Origin of the sequence: Hydrogenophaga sp. (assembly GCF_026125825.1) — a bacterium.
Lineage (GTDB): Bacteria > Pseudomonadota > Gammaproteobacteria > Burkholderiales > Burkholderiaceae_C > Hydrogenophaga.
Window position 1 is genome coordinate 1 of record NZ_JAHCKK010000020.1, and the last position, 20,022, is coordinate 20,022.

Annotated in this window: 17 protein-coding genes; 7 read left to right on the plus strand and 10 right to left on the minus strand. The window is 70.3% G+C overall.

The window, feature by feature from the left end; genetic code table 11:
* The 5 genes from KIT86_RS09395 to KIT86_RS09415 all read left to right on the plus strand — a co-directional run.
* The coding region (locus KIT86_RS09395; RefSeq protein ID WP_297397590.1) for an enoyl-CoA hydratase-related protein at positions 1–921 on the plus strand (921 nt) is incomplete at its 5' end.
* The gene (locus tag KIT86_RS09400; RefSeq protein ID WP_297397592.1) at positions 918–2,372 is read left to right on the plus strand and encodes a sigma-54 dependent transcriptional regulator; all 1,455 of its coding nucleotides are present in this window, start codon (positions 918–920) and stop codon (positions 2,370–2,372) included. The genes KIT86_RS09395 and KIT86_RS09400, both read left to right, overlap by 4 nt.
* 1 nt (position 2,373) lies before the next feature.
* Complete coding sequence (locus KIT86_RS09405; RefSeq protein WP_297397594.1) at positions 2,374–3,375, plus strand: HupU protein; 1,002 nt, start codon at positions 2,374–2,376, stop codon at positions 3,373–3,375.
* Positions 3,372–4,913, plus strand: a complete 1,542-nt coding sequence (locus tag KIT86_RS09410) for a nickel-dependent hydrogenase large subunit (protein WP_297397596.1) — start codon at positions 3,372–3,374, stop codon at positions 4,911–4,913. The genes KIT86_RS09405 and KIT86_RS09410 overlap by 4 nt, the downstream gene beginning before the upstream one ends.
* Positions 4,914–5,055: 142 nt before the next feature.
* Positions 5,056–6,390 carry an ATP-binding protein gene (locus KIT86_RS09415; protein WP_297397598.1) on the plus strand — a complete coding sequence of 445 codons (1,335 nt, stop codon included), beginning with the start codon at positions 5,056–5,058 and terminating at the stop codon, positions 6,388–6,390.
* On the opposite strand, the gene fba is transcribed toward KIT86_RS09415, so the two are convergent.
* The 5 genes from fba to KIT86_RS09440 form a co-directional block, all read right to left on the minus strand.
* Positions 6,381–7,418 (minus strand): class II fructose-bisphosphate aldolase, encoded by a 1,038-nt coding sequence (fba, locus tag KIT86_RS09420; RefSeq protein WP_297397600.1) that lies wholly within the window; start codon positions 7,416–7,418, stop codon positions 6,381–6,383. The genes KIT86_RS09415 and fba overlap by 10 nt on opposite strands.
* 37 nt (positions 7,419–7,455) lie before the next feature.
* Complete coding sequence (locus tag KIT86_RS09425) at positions 7,456–8,649, minus strand: phosphoglycerate kinase (RefSeq protein WP_297397602.1); 1,194 nt, start codon at positions 8,647–8,649, stop codon at positions 7,456–7,458.
* A 73-nt stretch (positions 8,650–8,722) separates the two neighbouring features.
* Positions 8,723–10,405, minus strand: coding sequence for a phosphoethanolamine transferase (locus KIT86_RS09430; protein ID WP_297397604.1), 1,683 nt, complete (start codon positions 10,403–10,405; stop codon positions 8,723–8,725).
* 137 nt (positions 10,406–10,542) lie between these two features.
* The gene (locus KIT86_RS09435) at positions 10,543–11,892 is read right to left on the minus strand and encodes an ATP-binding protein (RefSeq protein WP_297397606.1); all 1,350 of its coding nucleotides are present in this window, start codon (positions 11,890–11,892) and stop codon (positions 10,543–10,545) included.
* On the minus strand, positions 11,889–12,611 hold the full coding sequence (locus KIT86_RS09440) for a response regulator transcription factor (RefSeq protein WP_297397608.1): 723 nt from the start codon (positions 12,609–12,611) through the stop codon (positions 11,889–11,891). Before KIT86_RS09440 ends, KIT86_RS09435 begins: the two co-directional genes overlap by 4 nt.
* A 107-nt stretch (positions 12,612–12,718) precedes the next feature.
* On the opposite strand from KIT86_RS09440, the gene KIT86_RS09445 reads away from it, so the two are divergent.
* Complete coding sequence (locus KIT86_RS09445; protein ID WP_297397610.1) at positions 12,719–15,418, plus strand: sulfatase-like hydrolase/transferase; 2,700 nt, start codon at positions 12,719–12,721, stop codon at positions 15,416–15,418.
* A 16-nt stretch (positions 15,419–15,434) separates the two neighbouring features.
* Here the strand turns inward: KIT86_RS09445 and KIT86_RS09450 are convergent, their stop codons facing one another.
* From KIT86_RS09450 to def, 5 genes are read right to left on the minus strand one after another with little or no spacing between them, the layout of a single operon-like run.
* Entirely contained in the window at positions 15,435–15,770 is a 336-nt protein-coding gene (locus tag KIT86_RS09450) for an AzlD domain-containing protein (RefSeq protein ID WP_297397612.1), read from the minus strand.
* Positions 15,763–16,506 (minus strand): AzlC family ABC transporter permease, encoded by a 744-nt coding sequence (locus KIT86_RS09455; RefSeq protein WP_297397614.1) that lies wholly within the window; start codon positions 16,504–16,506, stop codon positions 15,763–15,765. The genes KIT86_RS09450 and KIT86_RS09455 overlap by 8 nt, the downstream gene beginning before the upstream one ends.
* Positions 16,506–17,486: a methionyl-tRNA formyltransferase gene (gene fmt / locus KIT86_RS09460; RefSeq protein ID WP_297397616.1), complete on the minus strand. Its 981-nt coding sequence runs from the start codon at positions 17,484–17,486 to the stop codon at positions 16,506–16,508. Before fmt ends, KIT86_RS09455 begins: the two co-directional genes overlap by 1 nt.
* Before the next feature lie 39 nt (positions 17,487–17,525).
* A complete protein-coding gene (locus KIT86_RS09465; protein ID WP_297397618.1) occupies positions 17,526–18,038 on the minus strand; it encodes a hypothetical protein in 513 nt (170 codons plus the stop codon).
* Entirely contained in the window at positions 18,035–18,556 is a 522-nt protein-coding gene (def, locus tag KIT86_RS09470; protein ID WP_297397620.1) for a peptide deformylase, read from the minus strand. The genes KIT86_RS09465 and def overlap by 4 nt, the downstream gene beginning before the upstream one ends.
* Before the next feature lie 221 nt (positions 18,557–18,777).
* Here def and KIT86_RS09475 point away from each other — a divergent pair, with 221 nt between their 5' ends.
* Positions 18,778–20,019 carry a LysM peptidoglycan-binding domain-containing protein gene (locus KIT86_RS09475; RefSeq protein WP_297397622.1) on the plus strand — a complete coding sequence of 414 codons (1,242 nt, stop codon included), beginning with the start codon at positions 18,778–18,780 and terminating at the stop codon, positions 20,017–20,019.
* Positions 20,020–20,022 lie beyond the last annotated feature (3 nt).

Consider the following 20,022-nt stretch of genomic DNA (forward strand, 5'->3'; position numbering starts at 1 on the left):
GTGGCCGCGCAGGCTTTCGCGGCCGAGGCGGCCGCCCTGCCCGAGCGGCCCGTGGCGCTGCAGCGGGCCGCGCACGAGTGGGGCGAGCTGCGCTACACCGAGCACGGCCCCGAGGGCGCGCGCGTGGGCTGCCTGCACTTCGACTTTCACAACGGCGCCATGTCCACCGCGCGCTGCGAGCGCCTGCGCGCGGCCTGGCTGGCGGTGCGCGAGCGCCCGGTCAGCGTGCTGCTGCTCATGGGCGGCGAAGACTTCTTCAGCAACGGCATCGACCTCAACGCCATCGAGGCCGCCGCCCACCGGCCCGGCGACAGCGCGGCCGACGCCTCGTGGCGCAACATCGAGGCCATGAACGACCTGGCCCTGGCCGTGATCACCACCACCGACCGCCTCACGGTGAGCGTGCTGCGCGGCAACGCCGGCGCGGGCGGCGCTTTCCTGGCGCTGGCGGCCGACGAGGTGTGGGCGCACGAGGACGTGGTGCTCAACCCGCACTACAAGAACATGGGCAACCTGTACGGCTCCGAGTACTGGACCTACCTGCTGCCGCGCCGCCTGGGCGAGGCGGGTGCGAAGGCGCTCATGGGCCAGCGCACCCCGCTGCGCGCGCTCGACGCCTGGCACATGACGCTGATCGACCACTGCGACCCGGCCGGGCGCGCCGGCTTCGAGGACCGCTGCCTGCAGCGCGCGCTGGCGCTCGCCGCCTCCTACAATCTGCCGCAGAGGCTGGCGGCCAAGCAGGCCACGCGCGAGCGCGACGAAGCGCGCCGCCCGCTGGCCCACCACCGCGAACAGGAACTCGCGCGCATGCACCGCAACTTCTACGGCTTCGACCCCAGCTACCACGTGGCGCGCCACCATTTCGTGCACAAGCTGCCGCACGCGTGGACGCCCCGGCATCTTGCGGTGCACCGATGAACGCACCCTTCCCTGCCGACGTGTTGCCCACCGTGCTCGTGGTGGACGACGAGGTGCGCTCGCAGGACGCGATGCGCCGCACGCTGGACGAAGACTTCACCGTGTTCACCGCCAGCAGCGCCGAAGAGGCGCGCGGCCTGCTCGAACGCCAGCCGGTGAGCGTGATCCTGTGCGACCAGCGCATGCCCGGCATGACCGGGGTGAGCTTTCTCAAGGAAGTGCGCGAGCGCTGGCCGGATGCGGTGCGCATCGTGATCTCGGGCTACACGGACAGCGAAGACATCATCGCCGGCATCAACGAGGCGGGCATCTACCAATACATCCTCAAGCCCTGGGCGCCCGACCACCTGCTGGACTCCGTGCGCAACGCGGTGGAGACGCAGGCGCTGCAGCGCCAGACCAGCCGGCTCGACCTGGAGCTGCGCACCAGCACCGGCGTGCTGCGCCAGCGCACCGCCACGCAGATCGACCGGGCGCGCGCCAGCTTCGGTTTCGAGCGCATCGTGCGCGCCCCGGGCAGCCCGCTGGACGGCGTGTGCGCCATGGCGCAGCGCGTGGCGCGCTACGACCTCTCGGTGCTGGTGCTGGGCGAGTCGGGCACCGGCAAGGAGCTGCTGGCGCGCGCGATCCACTACGCCTCGCCGCGCCTGACCGGCCCCTTCGTGGTGGAGAACTGCGCGGCCATTCCCGACACGCTGCTCGAATCGGAGCTGTTCGGCCACAAGCGCGGCGCCTTCACCGGCGCGTATGAAGACCACCCCGGCCTGTTTCAGCGCGCGCACGGCGGCACGGTGTTTCTCGACGAGATCGGCGAGACCTCGCCGGCCTTCCAGGTGCGGCTGCTGCGCGTGCTGCAGGAGGGCGAGGTGCGGCCCGTGGGCGGTGCGCGCCCGGTGCCGGTGGACGTGCGGGTGATCGCCGCCACCCACCGCGACCTGGAGCAGCGCGTGCGCGAGGGCCTGTTCCGCGAAGACCTGTACTACCGCCTCGCGGGCGTGAGCATCACCGTGCCGCCGCTGCGCGAGCGCGCGGCCGACATCGCACCCATTGCGCGCCAGCTGCTGCAGGACGTGGCGAACGAACTCGGCCACCCCGGCGCCACGCTGCCCGACGCCACCCTGGCCTGCCTGCTGGCCTACCCCTGGCCCGGCAACATCCGCGAGCTGCGCAACGAGATCGCGCGCGCGCTCGCGCTTCAGGACGGCAGCGCGCTCGAAGCCGCCGCGTTTTCGGCGCGCGTGCTGCAGGGCCACAGCCAGGGCGGCGAGGACCTGCAGGCCGCGCTGCCCACCAGCGGCACCCTGGCCGAGCGGCTGGACGTGATCGAAGCCATGGTGCTGCGCGAGACGCTGCAGCGGCACCGCTGGAACAAGACCCGCGTGGCGCAGGAGCTCGGTTTGTCCCGCGTCGGCCTGCGCGGCAAGATGCAGCGCTTGGGATTGGAGAAGTGACATGACACTGAACGTCCTTTGGCTCCAGAGCGGTGGGTGTGGTGGCTGCAGCATGTCGCTGCTGTGCGCGGACACGACCGACTTCCAGTGCCACCTGCGCGATGCGGGCGTGAACCTGCTGTGGCACCCCTCGCTCTCGATGGAAAGCGGCGATGAGCTGCTGGACCTGCTGGACGCGGTGCTCGACGGCCGCACGCGGCTCGACGCGCTGTGCGTGGAAGGCTCGCTGCTGCGCGGGCCCAACGGCACGGGGCGCTTTCACATGCTGGCCGGCACGCAGTTGCCGATGATCGAATGGGTGCGGCGCCTGAGCGCGCGCGCGAAGCACGTGCTGGCCGTGGGCAGCTGCGCGGCCTGGGGCGGCATCACGGCCGGCGGCGACAACCCCACCGACGCCTGCGGCCTGCAGCACGAGGACGACGAGGCCGGTGGCCTGCTGGGCGCGGCCTTCCGCTCGGCCAGCGGCCTGCCGGTGATCAACATCGCCGGCTGCCCGACCCACCCGAGCTGGGTGATCGACACGCTGATGGCGCTGGCCGCCGACAGCTTCACCGCCAGCGACCTCGACCCGCTGAACCGCCCGCGCTTCTACGCCGACCAGCTGGTGCACCACGGCTGCACGCGCAACGAGTACTACGAGTTCAAGGCCAGCGCCGAGAAGCCCTCGGACCTGGGCTGCATGATGGAGCACATGGGCTGCAAGGGCACGCAGGTGCACGCCGACTGCAACACGCGGCTGTGGAACGGCGAAGGCTCGTGCACGCGCGGCGGCTACGCCTGCATCGCCTGCACCGAGCCGGGTTTCCAGGAGCCCGGCCACCCCTTCCACCAGACGCCCAAGCTCGCCGGCATCCCCATCGGCCTGCCCACCGACATGCCCAAGGCCTGGTTCGTCGCGCTGGCCTCGCTCTCCAAGAGCGCCACGCCCAAGCGCGTGAAACACAACGCCGTGGCGGACCACCTGGTGGTCACGCCGGCCATTCGGAAGACCCGCCTCAAATGACACGACCGAGCGACGCCGGGCCGCCCCAGGGCGCGAGCGCCCCCTTGGGGGGCAGCGAAGTGCGCGCAGCGACGAGCGTGGGGGCTCGTCTCATCGTCGGTCCATTCAACCGCGTCGAGGGCGACCTCGAAGTGCAGCTCGACGTGCAGGGCGACCGCGTGGCCTCGGCCCAGGTCAACGCCACCATGTACCGGGGTTTCGAGCAGATCCTGCAGGGCAAGGCGCCGCACGATGCGCTGGTGTATGTGCCGCGCATCTGCGGCATCTGCTCGGTCTCGCAGTCGGTGGCCTCGGCGCGCGCGCTGGCCGCGCTGGGCGGCATCGCCATGCCGGCCAACGGGCAGCACGCGAGCAACGTGATCCTGGCGACCGAGAACCTGGCCGACCACCTCACGCACTTCTACCTGTTCTTCATGCCGGACTTCACGCGCCCGGTGTACGCGGCGCACGCGTGGCACGCCGAAGCGGTGCGCCGCTTCGCGCCGAACCATGGCGAGCAGGTGCGCGCGGCCACGGCGGCGCGCCAGCGCTGGCTCACGCTGCTGGGCACGCTGGGCGGCAAGTGGCCGCACACGCAGTCCATCGAGCCGGGCGGCTCCACCCGCCCGATCGACGCGGCCGAGCGCGTGCGCCTGCTCTCGCGCGTGCGCGAGTTCCGCGCCTTCCTGGAGCGCCAGCTGTTCGCCGCGCCCCTGGAGGCCATCGGCGCCCTCGACACCGAGGACGCGCTGTGGGACTGGCACGCGCAGGACCCGCTGGGCGGCGACCTGCGCTTTTTCCTCACGCTGGTGCGCGACCTGCGGCTGCAGGCCCTGGGCCCCGGCCCGGGCCGTTACCTGAGCTACGGCGCCTACGCCCAGCCCGAGGGCGGCTTTGCCCTGCCCGGTGGCGTGTGGCGCGCCGACACCGCGCGGCTGGACGCGGTGGACGCGGCCGCCATCACCGAGGACGCCACGCACGCCTGGCTGGCCGACGGCGCGGGCCCGCTGCACCCGCTGGTGGGCCAGACCCGGCCCGACCCCGACAAGGCGCGCGGCTACACCTGGAACAAGGCACCGCGCCTGGTCGGCGAGGTGGTGGAGACCGGTGCGATCGCGCGCCAGCTCGCGGCCGGCCACCCGCTGGTGCGCGACGCGGTGGCGCGGCACGGCGGCAACGTGTACACCCGCGTGCTGGCGCGCGCGCTCGAGCTCGCGCGCGTGGTGCCGCTGATGGAGGACTGGCTGCGCGCGCTGCGGCCCACCGAGCCGTTCTGCGTGCCGTCCGAGCTGCCCGACGAGGGCAGCGGCATGGGCCTGTCGGAAGCGGCGCGCGGCAGCCTGGGGCACTGGGTGGTGGTGCGGCGCGGGCGCATCGCCAACTACCAGATCGTCGCGCCCACGAGCTGGAATTTCTCGCCGCGCGACGCGGCCGGCACGCCCGGCGCGCTGGAACAGGCGCTGGTGAACGCGCCGGTGCGCGAAGGCGAAAAAACCCCCGTCGCCGTGCAGCACATCGTGCGCTCCTTCGACCCCTGCATGGTCTGCACGGTGCACTAGATATGAACGCCCCCCTGCGCCGCTTCGCGGCTTCCCCCCTCCGTGGCGCGCCTTCGGCGCTTCGAGGGGGAACGGCGTCTGGGGCCGGCGGAGCCGGACCCTCGACGCCTCTGGGTGACGGCCCCTCTCGCCGGACATCCGCATGAAGAAGCCGCGCTCCCCGAGCCCGCTGCCCACCGTACCGATGGAAGGCGTGGACGAGTCCACCTGGATGGACGTGATCCAGAAGATGGACGAGGTGTACACGCGCCTGATCGACGACGAGGTGGAGCTGGAGAAGAAGAACACCGAGCTGGAGCAGTCGCAGCAGTTCATCTTCAGCGTGCTGACCTCGATGTCGGATGTGCTGGTGGTGTGCGACGCGAATGGGGTGATCGAGCAGGCGAACGCGGCGCTGTGCGAGTTGGCCGGGCGGCCGGAAGCGCAGTTGCGCGGCACGCCGCTGCACGCGCTGCTGGCCGACGAGCGCAGCCAGGCGCTGGCGCGCGCGGCCATGGAGAAGGCCGATGCGCCGCGCGCCGGCGAGGCGATCGAGCTCAACCTGCTGGACCGCCAGGGGCAGGCCGTGTCGGTGGACGCCAATTGCACGCCGCGCATCGGCGAGAAGGGCCGGCGCGTGGGCACGGTGTGGGTGGGCCGGCCCACGGCCGAGCTCAAGCGCGCCTACCACGAGATGCGCACCGCGCACGAGGCTTTGAAGCGCACGCAGCAGCAGTTGCTGCACTCGGAGAAGATGGCTTCGCTGGGCCAGCTGGTGGCCGGCGTGGCGCACGAGCTGAACAACCCGATCAGCTTCGTGCTGGGCAATGTGCACGCGCTGAGCAAGTACAGCGATCGGCTGCGCACCTACCTGGCCGCGATGCACGCGCACGAGCCCGAGCCGGTGCTGGCCGAGATGCGGCGCAAGCTGCGCATCGAGCACCTGCTGGCCGACCTGCCTTCGCTGATCGAGGGCACGCTGGAGGGCGCGCAGCGCACGGCCGACATCGTGCACGGGCTCAAGCGCTTCTCGGCCATGGACTCCGAGGAGCGCAAGCCGGTGAACCTGGTGGAGGTGATCGATCGCGCGATCCACTGGGTGCAGAAGGGCCGATCGGCACCGGTGGAGGTGCAGTGGCAGCCCGGCGAGACCTGCACCGTGATGGGCAGCGCGGGCCAGCTGCAGCAGGTGATGATGAACCTGCTGCAGAACGGCTTCGACGCCGTGGGCCAGCGCGAGACGCCGCGCATCGTGGTGTCGCTGGAGCGCGCGGACGGCACCGTGCGCGTGACGCTGCGCGACAACGGCCCGGGCATCCCGCCCGAGCACCTGCTGCGCATCTTCGACCCCTTCTTCACCACCAAGCCGGTGGGCAAGGGCACCGGCCTGGGCCTGTCGATCAGCTACGGCATCGTGGAGCAGCACGGCGGGCGGCTGAGCGCGCGCAACGCGGCCGAGGGCGGCGCCGAGTTCATTCTCGAACTTCCTCAGGCGTAGCTGTCGGCCATCGCGTCCAGCGGCACCGGCTTCATCTTCCCCGCCTGCCCTGCGCTGCCGAAGGCTTCGAAGCGCTCGCGGCACACCGCGCGCGCGGCCTTTTTCGCCGCCAGCAGCGCCTTGCGCGGGTCGAACTCGCTGCGCTCTTTCGCGAAGGTCTGGCGCATGGCGCCGGTCATGGCCAGGCGGATGTCGGTGTCGATGTTGACCTTGCGCACGCCGTTCTGGATGCCGCGCCGGATCTCTTCCACCGGCACGCCGTAGGTTTCCTTGATGTCGCCGCCGTGCTCGCGGATGATGGCCAGCCACTCCTGCGGCACGCTGGAGCTGCCGTGCATCACCAGGTGGGTGTTGGGCACGCGGGCGTGGATGGCGGCGATGCGGTCGATGGCGAGGATGTCGCCGGTGGGCTGGCGCGTGAACTTGTAGGCGCCGTGGCTGGTGCCGATGGCGATGGCCAAGGCGTCCACGCCGGTGCGGCGCACGAAGTCCTCGGCCTGCTCGGGGTCGGTGAGCATCATGTCGTGCGTGAGCTTGCCGGCCGCGCCCACGCCGTCTTCTTCGCCGGCCTCGCCGGTCTCCAGCGAACCGAGGCAGCCCAGCTCGCCTTCCACCGACACGCCCACGGCGTGCGCGAGCTCGCAGACGCGGCGCGTGACCGCGAGGTTGTAGTCGTAGGTGGCGGGGGTCTTGCCGTCTTCGCGCAGCGAGCCGTCCATCATCACGCTGGTGAAGCCCGAGCGGATGGACTGCATGCACACGGCCGGCGTGGCGCCGTGGTCCTGGTGCAGCACCACGGGCAGGCCGGGGTGGGCCTCCACCGCGGCGAGCACCATGTGGCGCAGGTAGGCCTCGCCCGCGTACTTGCGCGCGCCGGCCGAGGCCTGCAGGATCACCGGGCTGTCGGTCTCCTGCGCGGCTTCCATGATGGCGAGGATCTGCTCGAGGTTGTTGACGTTGAAGGCGGGCACGCCGTAGCCGTGGTCGGCTGCGTGGTCCAGCACCTGTCGAAGGGAAACGAGGGCCATGGGGAAACTCCAGTGGGAAGTGAAAGAAAGGGGGAACTCAGGCCGAACGCCGCGCCAGCACCTCAAACGCCGGCAGGGTCTTGCCTTCGAGCACTTCGAGGAAGGCGCCACCGCCGGTGGAGATGTAGCCCACGTCCTTCTCGATGCCGTACTTGGCGATGGCCGCCAGCGTGTCGCCACCGCCCGCGATGCTGAACGCGCTGCTCTTCGCAATGGCCTGCGCAATCGCCTTGGTGCCGCCCTCGAAGGCCGCGAACTCGAACACGCCCACCGGGCCGTTCCACACGATGGTGCCGGCCTGCATCAGCTGCGCGGCCAGCTTCTGCGCCGTCTCGGGGCCGATGTCCAGGATCAGGTCGTCCTCGGCCACCTCCGTGGCCTTCTTCACCGTGGCCGGTGCGTCCGCCGCGAAGGCCTTGGCCGTCACCACGTCGGTGGGGATCGGCACTTCCGCGCCGCGCGCCTTCATCGCGTCGATCACGGCCCGGGCTTCGTTCACCAGGTCGGCCTCGGCCAGGCTCTTGCCGATCTTCAGGCCCGCGGCGAGCATGAAGGTGTTGGCGATGCCGCCACCGACGATGAGCTGGTCCACGTTGGCCGCCAGGCTCTTGAGGATGGTGAGCTTGGTGCTGACCTTGCTGCCGGCCACGATGGCCACCAGCGGGCGCTTGGGGGCGGCGAGGGCCTTGGCGATGGCGTCCATCTCGGCGGCCAGCAGCGGGCCGGCCGAGGCGATGGGTGCGGTCTCGGCGATGCCGTAGGTGGTGCCTTCGGCGCGGTGCGCGGTGCCGAAGGCGTCGTGCACGAAGATGTCGCACAGCGCGCCGAGCTTCTTCGCCAGCTCCGGGCTGTTCTTCTTCTCGCCCACGTTGAGGCGGCAGTTCTCCAGCAGCACCACCTCGCCGGGGGCCACCGGGAAGTCGCCGTCGATCCAGTTGGCCACCAGGCGCACCGGGCGGTCCAGCAGCTCGCCCAGGCGCGCGGCCACGGGGGCCAGCGAGTCCTCGGGCTTGAAGGCGCCTTCGGTGGGGCGGCCCAGGTGGCTGGTGACCATCACCGCCGCGCCCGCGTCCAGCGCCATCTGGATGGCCGGCAGGCTCGCGCGGATGCGCGTGTCTTCGGTGATGCGGCCGGCGTCGTCCTGCGGCACGTTCAGGTCGGCGCGAATGAAGACGCGCTGGCCCTTGACTTGGCCACTGGAACAAAGGTCGGAGAAACGGATGAAGGACATGGTGGGCGGGGTTGGGTCGTCAGAGTGAAGCCCGCATTGTAGGAAACGCGGCTCCACCGTGCCCGCCGGCCGCTCAGCCGGTGTGCACGGGATCGGCTGTCGGTTCCCCGGGCGAGCGGGCCTGCGAGGCCGCGCTGCACGGCAGCAGCGCGTCCAGCGCGGGCTGGTAGGCGCGAGTCTGCACGTCCATCAGACCCAGCACCGAGTGGAAGAAGTGGTCGTGCGAGATCGGTGCGGCGGCCTGCCCGCGCAGGCAGCCCATCGACAGGCCTGCGCGCCGCTGCAGGCCGGGCGAGAACCAGCTCACCATGGGCACGTGGGTCTGCTGCTCCGGGGCGAGGGCATAAGGCACGCCATGCAGGTAGAGCCCGTTTTCGCCCAGCGATTCGCCATGGTCGGACACGTAGATCAGACCGGTGTCCTCGGCGCCGCGATCGGCGCGTGCCTTCAGCCACTGCAGGGTCTGGCCCAGGAAATGGTCGGTGTAGGCGATCGAGTTGTCGTAGGCATTGACCAGCGGCTCGTGCGGGCAGTCGGACAGCGTGATGCTCTGGCACTCGGGCTGGAACGGCTTCTGGTCGGCGGGCGCACGTTTCGCATAGGCCGGCCCATGGCTGCCCATCTGGTGCATCACCACCACCACGCCGCGCGCGCGCCGCTGCGGGTCCAGCGCGGCCAGTCGCTGGTCGAGTCCGTCGAGCATGGCGGCGTCGTAGCACTCGCTGCCCTCGCACAGACCGGGCACGGCGTGGTCGCCCGCGTAGGCGTTCGGCACGCGATCGCACACGCCCTTGCAACCGGACTGGTTGTCGATCCACAGCACGGCCAGCCCGGCGCGCTGGAGCACGTCAAGCAGGTTCTCGTGCTCAGGGGTCTTGTCGCCGCCCTGCGCGCGCGTGAGCGGCGAGAAGATGCAGGGCAGCGAGACCTGGGTGTTGGTGCCGCAGGAGCGCACCTGCGCGAAGTTCACCAGGTCACCCTGCGACTGCCAGCGCGCCAGCGTGGGCGTGGTGTCGCGCGCGTAGCCGTTGAGCCCGAAGTTCTGGGCGCGCGCGGTCTCGCCGATCACCAGCAACAGCAAAGGTGGCCGGGGCTGCTGTGCGTAGCTCGCGCCCAGGGCCGCGTCCTGCCCCACCGGCTGCAACGGACGCACCTGGCGCGGCAACTGATCCACCGCCAGCCGGGCACCGGCATACACCGTGTTGAGCGGGTTGACCATGTAGCGCAGGTCCTTGTGGTTGCGCATGAGCGAGGCCAGGCCCTGGTAGCTCATCAGCGCGGCCGTGACCAGCAGCACGAGCGCGGCCAGCGCCCCCCCGAGGTTGCGCGCGGCTTGCGGCCCCAGGGCGCGCAGGGCCAGCGGCCGGCGCCAGAGCAGCCACAAAGGCACACCGGCCACCACGAGCACCGTGGCCGGCAGGGCCCAGGAGAGCAGGTCACGCACTTCGCGCACGTCCGTGTGCACCACGTTGGCCAGCATCGTCGGGTCGATCACCACCCCGTACTGCCACATGAAATAGGTGTTGAAGGCGGCCACCAGCAGCAGCGCGCTGGCGGCAGGCCGGAACACGCGCGGCCAGGCCAGCAGCGAGAGCAGCCCCGCCAAGGCGCCCACCAGCAAGAAGCCCAGGCCGGCCATGAGGGCCAGGCGCTGGGTGGGTGAGCCGCCCAAGCCATCGATGCGCTGCCACAGCGGCAAATTGCCCAGGATCGCCAGCCACAGCGCCAGACCCCACACCGCCACCCTGGGGTGCACGCGAGCCGCGGGCGGGGTTGTCTGAACCGACGGGAGAGAGCGGGGAAAAGCAAGAGGCAAGGAGAGCTGCATGGCCGGCATCCGAAGGCCAGCACATGCCGGCCCCGGCACTGTGCGCAGTCCAGGTTAAACGGACCTTATGCGCGCGGCCAGCGCAGGGTGAAGCGCGTTGTCATGGGCGCTTCGCCCCGGTCCCGCTCCAGCTGGGCACCCATCTGCTCGGCGATGCGCTCCACCAGGCGCAGCCCCAGGCCCAACCCACCGCGCTCGGCCGCCAGGGGGGTGGCGTCGGCACGCTGCCCGTCGTCGCTCACCGACACACCCTGCGCCGCGTCGGTCCGCCAGACCGCCACGGCCACCTGCGAACCGCTGGGCGTGTGGCGCAGCGCGTTCTCGATCAGGTTGCGCAGCGCGAGCTCCAGCAGCATGGGCGGGGCCTGCACCATCACCGGCTCGTCGGGCTGCAGCAGGGACAGCTCGTGGCCGCTCTCGTAGGCGGCGGGGGCATGAGCCGCGATCAACCGCGCCGCGAGCTCGCCCAGCGCCACCTGCCCCGCGACCAGGGGGCCGGTTCCTGCGATCGAGCTGCGCTGGGCACGGGCCAGTTCCAGCAGCTGCGAGAGAATGCGGCCCGCGCGCAGGGCCTCCTGCTCCAGCTGCGCCAGCCGCTCGGGGGACGGATCGTGTTGCGCCGCCCCGGCCTGCAGCGCCAGGGCGGCCAGCGGCGTGCGCAACTCGTGCGCCACGTCGGACGCAAATTCACGCTCGCGCTGGGCGCGCGTCTGCAAGGTGTCGACCAGGGCGTTGATGGCTGCCACCGTGCTGGCGAACTCGCGATGGCGGTGCTGCGTGCCCAGGCGCTGGCCCGCGAAACCGTCGAGCGCGGCCACCTCGCTGGAGAGCTGGTCCAGCGGGCGCAAGCCGCGGCGGATCGCCCACCACAACAGGAGACTCACCAAGGGCAGCACCAGCAGGGCGGGCAAGGCCACGTGCTCCGCGATGTCCTTGCCCAGCTCGTAGCGCTGCTTGAGGTCCATGAGCACGATCACGCGCCGCACCCGCCCCTCCAGGGTCGCCTGGGCCGAGTAGGCACGCCACTCGGGCACCAGGCCCGGGACTTTCACGCGCACGGTGGCAAAGCCCTGCGTCCGCATGGCCGCCACGTCCAGCCCGCCCACCATGCCATGGGTGTCGGCCACCAGGCGCCCGTCGTCCCATGCGACCACGGCCACGTCCTGCAGGTATTCGTGCTGGAGGTCGGGCACCTCGGCCGCGGCACGGGGTTCGAGCCGGTAGGGCGTGGCGCTCAACCAGAGTTTGGCCACCGCCGTCATCTGCCCGTCGGAAAACTGGCGGGCTTCCCGGAAGGCCGTGGACCAGGCGAAGAGGATCAAGGCCAGCCAGACCACCACGAGCACGCCAAGGGCCCAGGCCAGCAGGTAGTGCCGCAGGGTCTTCTCGCGCGGGGCCACGGGGCTGGCTGTCACCGCGTCGCTTTCTCGGGTGGCTCGGGCACGTCCTGCGGGACGAAGTAGCCCACGCCTCGCACCGTCTTGATCAGGGATTCGCCAAGCTTGCGGCGCAGGTGGTGGATGTGGACCTCGATGGCGTTGCTCTCCAGCCCTTCGTCAAAACCGTACAGCGCCGATTCCAGCCGCGACTTGGACAGCACCTGCGGCCGCGCCTGCAGCAGCGTGAGCAGCAACGCGAACTCCTTGCCCCCCAGCGCCACCGGTTCGCCCGCGCGCCGCACGGTGTGGGCCGCCGGGTCGACCACCAGGTCGCCGTGCTGGATCAGCGGGTTGCTGCGGCCACCGGCGCGGCGCAGCATGGCGCGCAGTCGGGCAAGCAGCTCGTTGGCGTCGAAGGGTTTGACGATGTAGTCGTCGGCGCCGCTGTCCAGGCCGCTGATGCGGTCGCTCACGCCGTCGCGAGCGGTCATGATGAGCACCGGCATGTCGTGGCGCGGCAGGTCGTCCCGTCCCGGTGCGGGCGCGGGCCGGCGGCGCAACCGGGCCAGCAGGTCCAGCCCCTCGCCGTCGGGCAGGCCCAGGTCGAGCAGCATCACGTCGAAGGGCTCCACGGCGAGGGCCAGCCAGGCCGCTTCCAGCGAGGGGCAGGTGTCCACCGCATAGCCGGCCTGGCGCAGCGAGGCCTGCAAGCCGCTGGCAATGCCGGGATCGTCTTCCACCACGAGAGCGCGCATGTCTGGGAGGGGATGGGGCCCATGGAGGCCGAATCTGCCCATTATGGATTCCCGCCTTAGCGCCGCCTTAAGGCGCATTTAACCTGGTCCCTCCAGAGTCCCGGGCCATGCATGCACTGTCACGCCCCGGCTGGGTCTCCGGCCCACTCCGATCGTCTCCAGCGACCTGGCTGCTCGGTCTGCTCACCCTCACCCTGCTCTGGGACCTCAGCGGCCTGGACATGGCCTCGATGCGCGCCATCGGTAGCCCGGAGGGCTTTGCGCTGCAGGACAACTGGCTGCTGTCGCGCGTGCTGCACGACGGCCTGCGGCAGGTCATGACGGGCTTCTGGCTGCTGCTGTTGGCATGGGCGTGCTGGCCAGGGGGGCGGTTGCCCCGGCGCGAGCGCTGGACCGTCGTGGCGCTGGCGACACTGTCGCTGCTGGCGGTCAACCTGGTGAAGAACGCCAGCCAGACCAGCTGCCCCTGGGACCTTCAGGCCTATGGCGGAGCGGCCCGCTGGGTGTCGCACTGGGCCTGGGGCGTGGCCGACGGCGGTCCCGGGCGTTGTTTCCCGGGCGGCCATGCGTCCAGCGGTTTCGCTTTCATCGGGTTGTGCCTGCCCTGGCTGGACGCGCCGCGCGGCACCACCCCCGATCGCCTGCGCGCGACCGGCCTGCGCTGGCTTGCCGCCGTGCTGTTCGTCGGCCTACTGGCCGGCGCGGTGCAAACCTTGCGGGGCGCGCATTTTCCGAGTCACACGCTGTGGACGCTGCTGATGTCCGCCGCCGTGTCCTGGGTGGGCTGGCGGGTGGCCCAGCCGTGGCTGACCCCAACGAAGAGCGCACCGCGCGCACCGGCGGTGGGGCCAGCCGAGCGCCCCCCTCGCCGTCCCCTTGCGACCCACATCCTCGCCGTGCTGCGCCCCCTCCTCATGCCAATGGCGTGCATGCTGGCGGTGCTGTGGCTGTCGCGCGCCGGGCTGGCCTGGTGGCAGGCCGACCGCATCGCCCAGGCTCAGGCCGGGCCGCTGGTCTGGTGGGAGGGCCTGCGCTTCGATGCGGTGCTGATGGGCCTGGCCTGGGTGCTGCCCGCCACGCTCACGCCCTGGATGGCCACCCGGCCAGGCAGCCAGCGCGCATGGAGCGTCTTCCTGCGCGTGTACGGCGGCATCGCGGTGTTGCTCGTGGTCTTCATGGAACTGGCCACCCCCGCGTTTGTGCTGCAGTACGACAGCCGGCCCAACTACCTCTTCGTGGAATACCTGGGTTATGCGAAGGAAGTGGGTGGCACGCTGCTGAAGGACTATGGGGCGCACTTGCTTGCCACGGCGGTGCTGCTGCCGTGCATGGGCTGGGCCTATGCACGGCTGACCCGGCCTGCGCCGAGCCCACCCGGGACCCTGCGGATCTGGCAGGCCCTGTTGCTGTCGGTGCTGTGCTTTTTGGTGCTCGCGCTCTGCGCGCGCGGCGCGCTGGGGCATCGCCCGGCCAACCCCGCCACCGCGGCCGTGACCACGGACCACCTGGTCAACGAACTGCCGCTGAGCTCGCTCTACACCGTGACGTACGCGATCTACCAGTCGCGCAAGGCCGAAGAAGGCGGCATCACCTACGCCGAGATGCCGCAGGAGCGCGTGATCGACATCGTGCGGCGCGAAACGGGTTTGCCGCCCAGCGCCTTCACCGACCCCGCGTCGCCCTTGCGGCACCCACTCGTCAGCCAGCACCCGCGCGAGCGGCCGCTGAACCTGGTGATCGTGCTCGAAGAAAGCCTGGGCGCCGAGTTCGTCGGCCGCCTGGGCGGCCTGCCGCTCACACCCCACCTGGACCGCCTGGGCGACGAGGGCATCTGGTTCGACAACCTCTACGCCACCGGCACGCGCTCGGTGCGCGGGATCGAGGCGGTGGTGGCGGGCTTTCCTCCCACCTCGGCGGTGAGCACGGTGAAGCTCGCCAGATCGCAGCGTGACTTCTTCACGCTGGCGAGCTTCCTCAAACCCAAGGGCTACGAGTCCACTTTCTTCTACGGCGGCGAGTCGCATTTCGACAACATGCGCAGCTACTTCATGGGCAACGGCTTCGACCGCGTCGTGGAGCAGAAGGACATGCCCGCCGGCGCCTTCATGGCCACCTGGGGTGCGTCCGACGGCGATCTGCTCGATGTGGCCCACGAGCGTTTCAGCCAGCAACCCGCCGACAAACCCTTCTTCGCCCTGGTGTTCAGTTCGTCCAACCACGCGCCCTTCGAGTTTCCGGACGGGGGCTTCGAGTTGTACGAGCAACCCAAGAACACGGTGAACAACGCGGTGAAGTACGCGGACCACGCCCTGGGCCGCTTCTTCGAGAAGGCAAAAAAGTCCGCCTATTGGGACAACACCCTCTTTCTCGTGGTCGCAGACCACAACTCGCGCGTGTACGGCCCTTCGGTGATCCCCATCGAGCGCTTCCACATCCCGGGGGTGATCCTGGGTGGTGCGGTCCGCTCACCCGAGCGCATCCGCACGGTGGCCAGCCAGATCGACCTCGCGCCCACGCTGATCTCCATGATGGGCCTCAGTGGCGACGTGCCCCTGACCGGCCGCGACCTGAGCGACCCGGCCCAGCGAGCCCGTCCCGGCCGCGCCATTCTGCAGTTCGACAAGATCCAGGCCTACATGGAAGGCTCGTCCGTGGCGGTGCTGCAACCCGACAGCCCGCCGCGCGTCATGAGCTACCTGGATGGCCAGTTGAAGGACAGCACCGAGAGCCAGCCGGCCCTGGTGGAGAAGGCCCAGACGCATGCGCGTTACACGCAGTGGGCCTACCAGAAGCAGTGGCACCGTTGAACCACGGCGCCAGGCTTCACCAGCCCAGGCCGAGGCGCAGCGGCAGGTAAACCGCCATGCCGCAGACGATGGTGCCGAGCACGCCGCGCTTCCAGAAGAACCAGGCCATGCCGGCGGCCGCAGCGAAAAGGCGCGCGTCCTTCCAGGTGGTGATGAGCTCGCCCTGGTTCATCACGATCTCGGGCACGATCACCGCCGCCAGCGCCGCGATCGGCGCGTACTGCAGGCCGCGCTGGGCCCAATGAGGCAGGCTCCAGGGCCTGCTGGAGATGAAGAAGAAGCCGCGCGTGATCACGGTGATGCCGCCCAGCGCGACGATGGTGAGCAGGGTCCAGGGGTCGAGGTCAAACATGGTGCGCTCCCTGGCCCGGCGCCTGGGGCCTGAGTTTTTCGAGCACCAGGCAGATCGCCACCGCGCTGGCGATCGCCACCAGGATATGGAGCTTGAGCGGCAGCGCCCAGGCCGCGACGGCCGCCGCGCCAGCCACGCCTGCCGACACGAAGCGCAGCTTCGATGAGGCCAGCGAGCACAGCACACCCAGCAGGGCCAGGATGCCCGCGAATCCCAGGCCCCAGGCCACGGGGATCGCGTTGGCCAGCGCAATGCCGACCAGGCTCGCCCCCATCCAGGCGACGTAGTTCACGGCGCAGTTGCCCATGAGGTAGGCCTGCTGTTGCGCCAGCTCTTCTTCGTTGGCGCCCGGGTGGGGGTAGCGGCGCGCAAAGAACACGTAGCTCAGGTCGCCCGTGATGTAACCCTTGATCAGGCGCTCCCAGCGCGGCAGGTGCATCAGGTAGGGCCTCAGGTGCGCCGAGAACACCACGAAGCGCAGGTTCACGCAGAACGCCGCCGCCAGGATCACCCACAGCGGTGCGCCTGCGGCGATCATGGGCACGGCGGCGAGTTGCGCGCTGCCGGCGTAGACGATCAGCGTCATGAGCACGGCCTCCAGCGCCGACAGGCCCGACTGCACCATGGCCACGCCGGTCATCAGGCCCCAGGCACCGATGCCCATGGCCACCGAGACCTGGTCGCGCACGCCGTCCCAGTACTCGGGACGGTCGCGGTATTCACGGCGATGGAACATCAGCGAGCCTTTGGCGGCAAGGGCGCGGCGTCGAGCACCTGGCCGGGCGCGAGCGCAAAGCCGCGCAGGAAGTCCGCTGCCGCCAGGCGCTTGCCGCCCGCGCGCTGCAGCTCGGTCAGCACCAGCACGCCACCGCCGGTGGCCACGCGGATGCCGCTCCCATCGGCCGCCAGCACCTGGCCGGGCACGGCCGGCGCCGACCCGCTTTCGGCATGCGCGGCCCAGACCTTGATGACCTCGCCAGCCAGCGACGTGGCCGCGCCCGGGAAGGGGTTGAATGCCCGCACACGGCGCGCCAGCGTCCCGGCCGGTGCAGCCCAGTCGATCGCGGCCTCGGCCTTCTCGATCTTGTGCGCGTAGGTCACGCCTTCGGCGGGTTGTTTCTCGGCCTTGAGGCCGCCGCAGGCGGCGATCTCCAGCGCCTCCACGACCAGGCGAGCGCCCAGCGCGGCCAGGCGGTCGTGCAGCGTGCCGGTGGTGTCTTCGGCTTCGATCGGCAGGCGTTCGATCAGCAACATGTCGCCGGTGTCCAGGCCCGCGTCCATCTGCATGATGGTCACGCCGGTCTGCGCGTCGCCCGCCTCGATGGCGCGGTGGATCGGCGCCGCACCGCGCCAGCGCGGCAGCAGCGAGGCGTGGATGTTGAGACAGCCCAGGCGCGGCAGGTCCAGCACCCATTGGGGAAGGATGAGCCCGTACGCGGCCACCACCATGGCATCGGCCTGCGCGGCCTCGATGGCTTCACGCGCCGCGCGCGCGTCCTCCGGGTACTTGCCATCGAGCCGCAGGCTGCGCGGCTGCGCCACGGCGATCCCTCGTTCCAGCGCGAGCTGCTTGACGGGCGAAGGCTGCAGCTTCATGCCACGGCCGGCCGGGCGATCGGGCTGGGTGAGCACCAGCGGCACGCGAAAGCCGGCGGCGAGCAGGCGCTCCAGCGCCACACGCGCGAATTCCGGCGTGCCGGCAAAAATCAGGTTCATGGCAAGGAAAAGGAGCCGAAGACGCGATGCCGCGCGGCATCACGGGTGGGAAACGGCGTCGACGGGATCGCCGAGCACCTGGTCGTCGGAAAACATCAGCTGCCGCACCACGCCCGCCGGGTCCAGGTGCACATGCACCAGGCGCGGCCGCGTGGCCTCCAGGAAACGGTAACTCCAGACCTCGCCATCGAAGCGCGCCACGCGCTCCACCATGGCCGGCCCCAGGCCGCGCAACACGTCCTCGCGCGTCCAGCGGCCGATCTCGATGTGCCGCAGCAGCCAGCCCGCGTCCATCACCTGCTCGTACCGCACCAGACGGCCATCCGGCCCGAGATCGAGGTTGTGCACCCATGGGCCCGAAGGCTGACCCGAGTACTGCAGGCGCGTGCCGGAGGGCAGCGCGTGAATGAGCGTCGGCCGGCCCAGCCGCGCCTCGATCTCTGGCCGCGGCGTGCCCGTGGCCACCTGTTCGGGCATCAACGAGCAGCCCGCCAGCGCCAGCACGCTCACCGCGAAGAGGCCACGCAGCGAGGTGGTGAATGACATGTTCATGCGCGCAGAGCCTCTCGTTGTGCCTTGACCAGCTTGGATTTGATGCGATCGCGCTTGAGCGGCGAGAGGTACTCCACGAAGACCTTGCCGAGCAGATGGTCCATCTCGTGCTGGATGCACACCGCCAGCATGCCCTGCGCATCGACCGTGCGCTCCACGCCGTCGCCATCGAGCGCGCGAACGCGCACGGCGATCGACCGCTCGACGCCGTCGTAGATGCCGGGCACCGACAGGCAGCCCTCTTCACCCTTGCGCTTCTCCGGGCTCGCCCACTCGATTTCCGGATTGATCAGGACCAGGCGCTCGTCGCGCGTCTCGCTCACGTCGATCACGATCAGTCGCTCGTGCACGTCCACCTGCGTGGCCGCCAGGCCGATGCCATTGGCGTCGTACATGGTCTCGAACATCTGCTCGATCAGCGAGCGGATGCGATCGTCCACCGCCTGGACCGGCTTGGCCACGGTGTGCAGGCGCGGGTCGGGGTAGCGCAGGATGGGCAGGAGCGAGGGCGAATTCATGAAAAATCGGTGGGTTCGGAACAGGTCCAGACAGGGGCGTCCATTGTCGCGGGGCGACGGCTGGCGGCAAGCCGGTGACAGGCGGAGGACGATGTCGCTATTTTCGCCACTTTTGCGACGGCGCGTGAAATCCCTGCGCCATATACGTTGCCCAATCAATGGCTTGGGCGCAAAATCAAAAGCGACTTGTCAAGACGCGCTCGCCGCTCAGGGGCCATTTCATGCCATTGCAAACCCGCCAGTCCGCCGACCTATTTTCCTTGCGCCAGCGACGTTCGCTGGTTTGCGCCGCCGCCTTGCTGGTCGCCTCGATCACCGGCAGCGCCCTCGCGCAGACTTTCCCCATCACCGCCGGGCAACGCGCCACCGCCGACCAGGTGGCGCAAAGCGGCGTGCCGCTGTCCGAGCTCGCGCCCAACGCGCCCGACAGCTACACCATCAAGCGCGGCGACACCCTGTGGGCGATCTCGGGCGTGTTCCTCAAGACGCCGTGGCGCTGGCCCGAACTCTGGGGCATGAACCGCCAGGACATCCAGAACCCGCACCGCATCTACCCCGGGCAGATGCTGTACCTGATCAAGTCGGGCGACCGCGCCATCCTCAGCACCCGCCCCGGTGGCAATGGCGACATCGCCACGGTGCGCGTGTCACCCCGCACCCGGTACGAAAGCCTGGGCGACTCGGCCATCCCGCCGGTGTCGCTGCAGGCCATCGAGTCGTTCCTGGCCGAACCCATGATCGTGGACGAAGCCACGTTCGCGCGCGCACCGCGCATCGTGGCCACGCAAGAAAACCGCGTGCTGCTCACGCGCGGCGATCGCGCCTATGCGCGAGCCCTGTACGGCGACGGCCCGCAGAACGAACCGCTGCGCATCGTGGACGGCCAGTCGATCGACTACCGCGTGTTCCGCAATGCCACGCCCCTGCGCGACCCCACCACCAGCGAGATCCTGGGCTATGAAGCCCAGTACGTGGGCAAGGCCCAGCTCGTGACCAGCGAAACCCAGCGCCCGGCGGCCGATGGCAACGGCAAGGGGCCGGCCGAGATCGTGCCCGCCTCCCTCGACATCGTCGCGGCCAAGGAAGAGATGCGCATTGGCGACCGGCTGCTGCCCGAGCCTGAACGCGAGCTCAGCAATTTCGTGCCGCGCGCGCCCGACGCACCGCAAAGCGGGCAGATCGTCTCGGTGTATGGCAACGCGGTGCGCTACGCCGCCCAGAACCAGGTGGTGACCATCAACCGCGGCCGCGCCCATGGCATCGAGCGCGGTCATGTGCTGGCGCTGCAACGCGAGAGCAGCCTCGTCACCGACACCACCGACCAGACCCGCCCGCAGTTGCGCCTGCCCGGCGAGCGCAACGGCCTGATGATGGTGTTTCGCACCTTCGACAAGGTGTCGTACGCCCTGGTGCTGCAGATCACCGACGGGGTGAAGGTCGGCGACCGCTTCGTCAACCCCTGATCG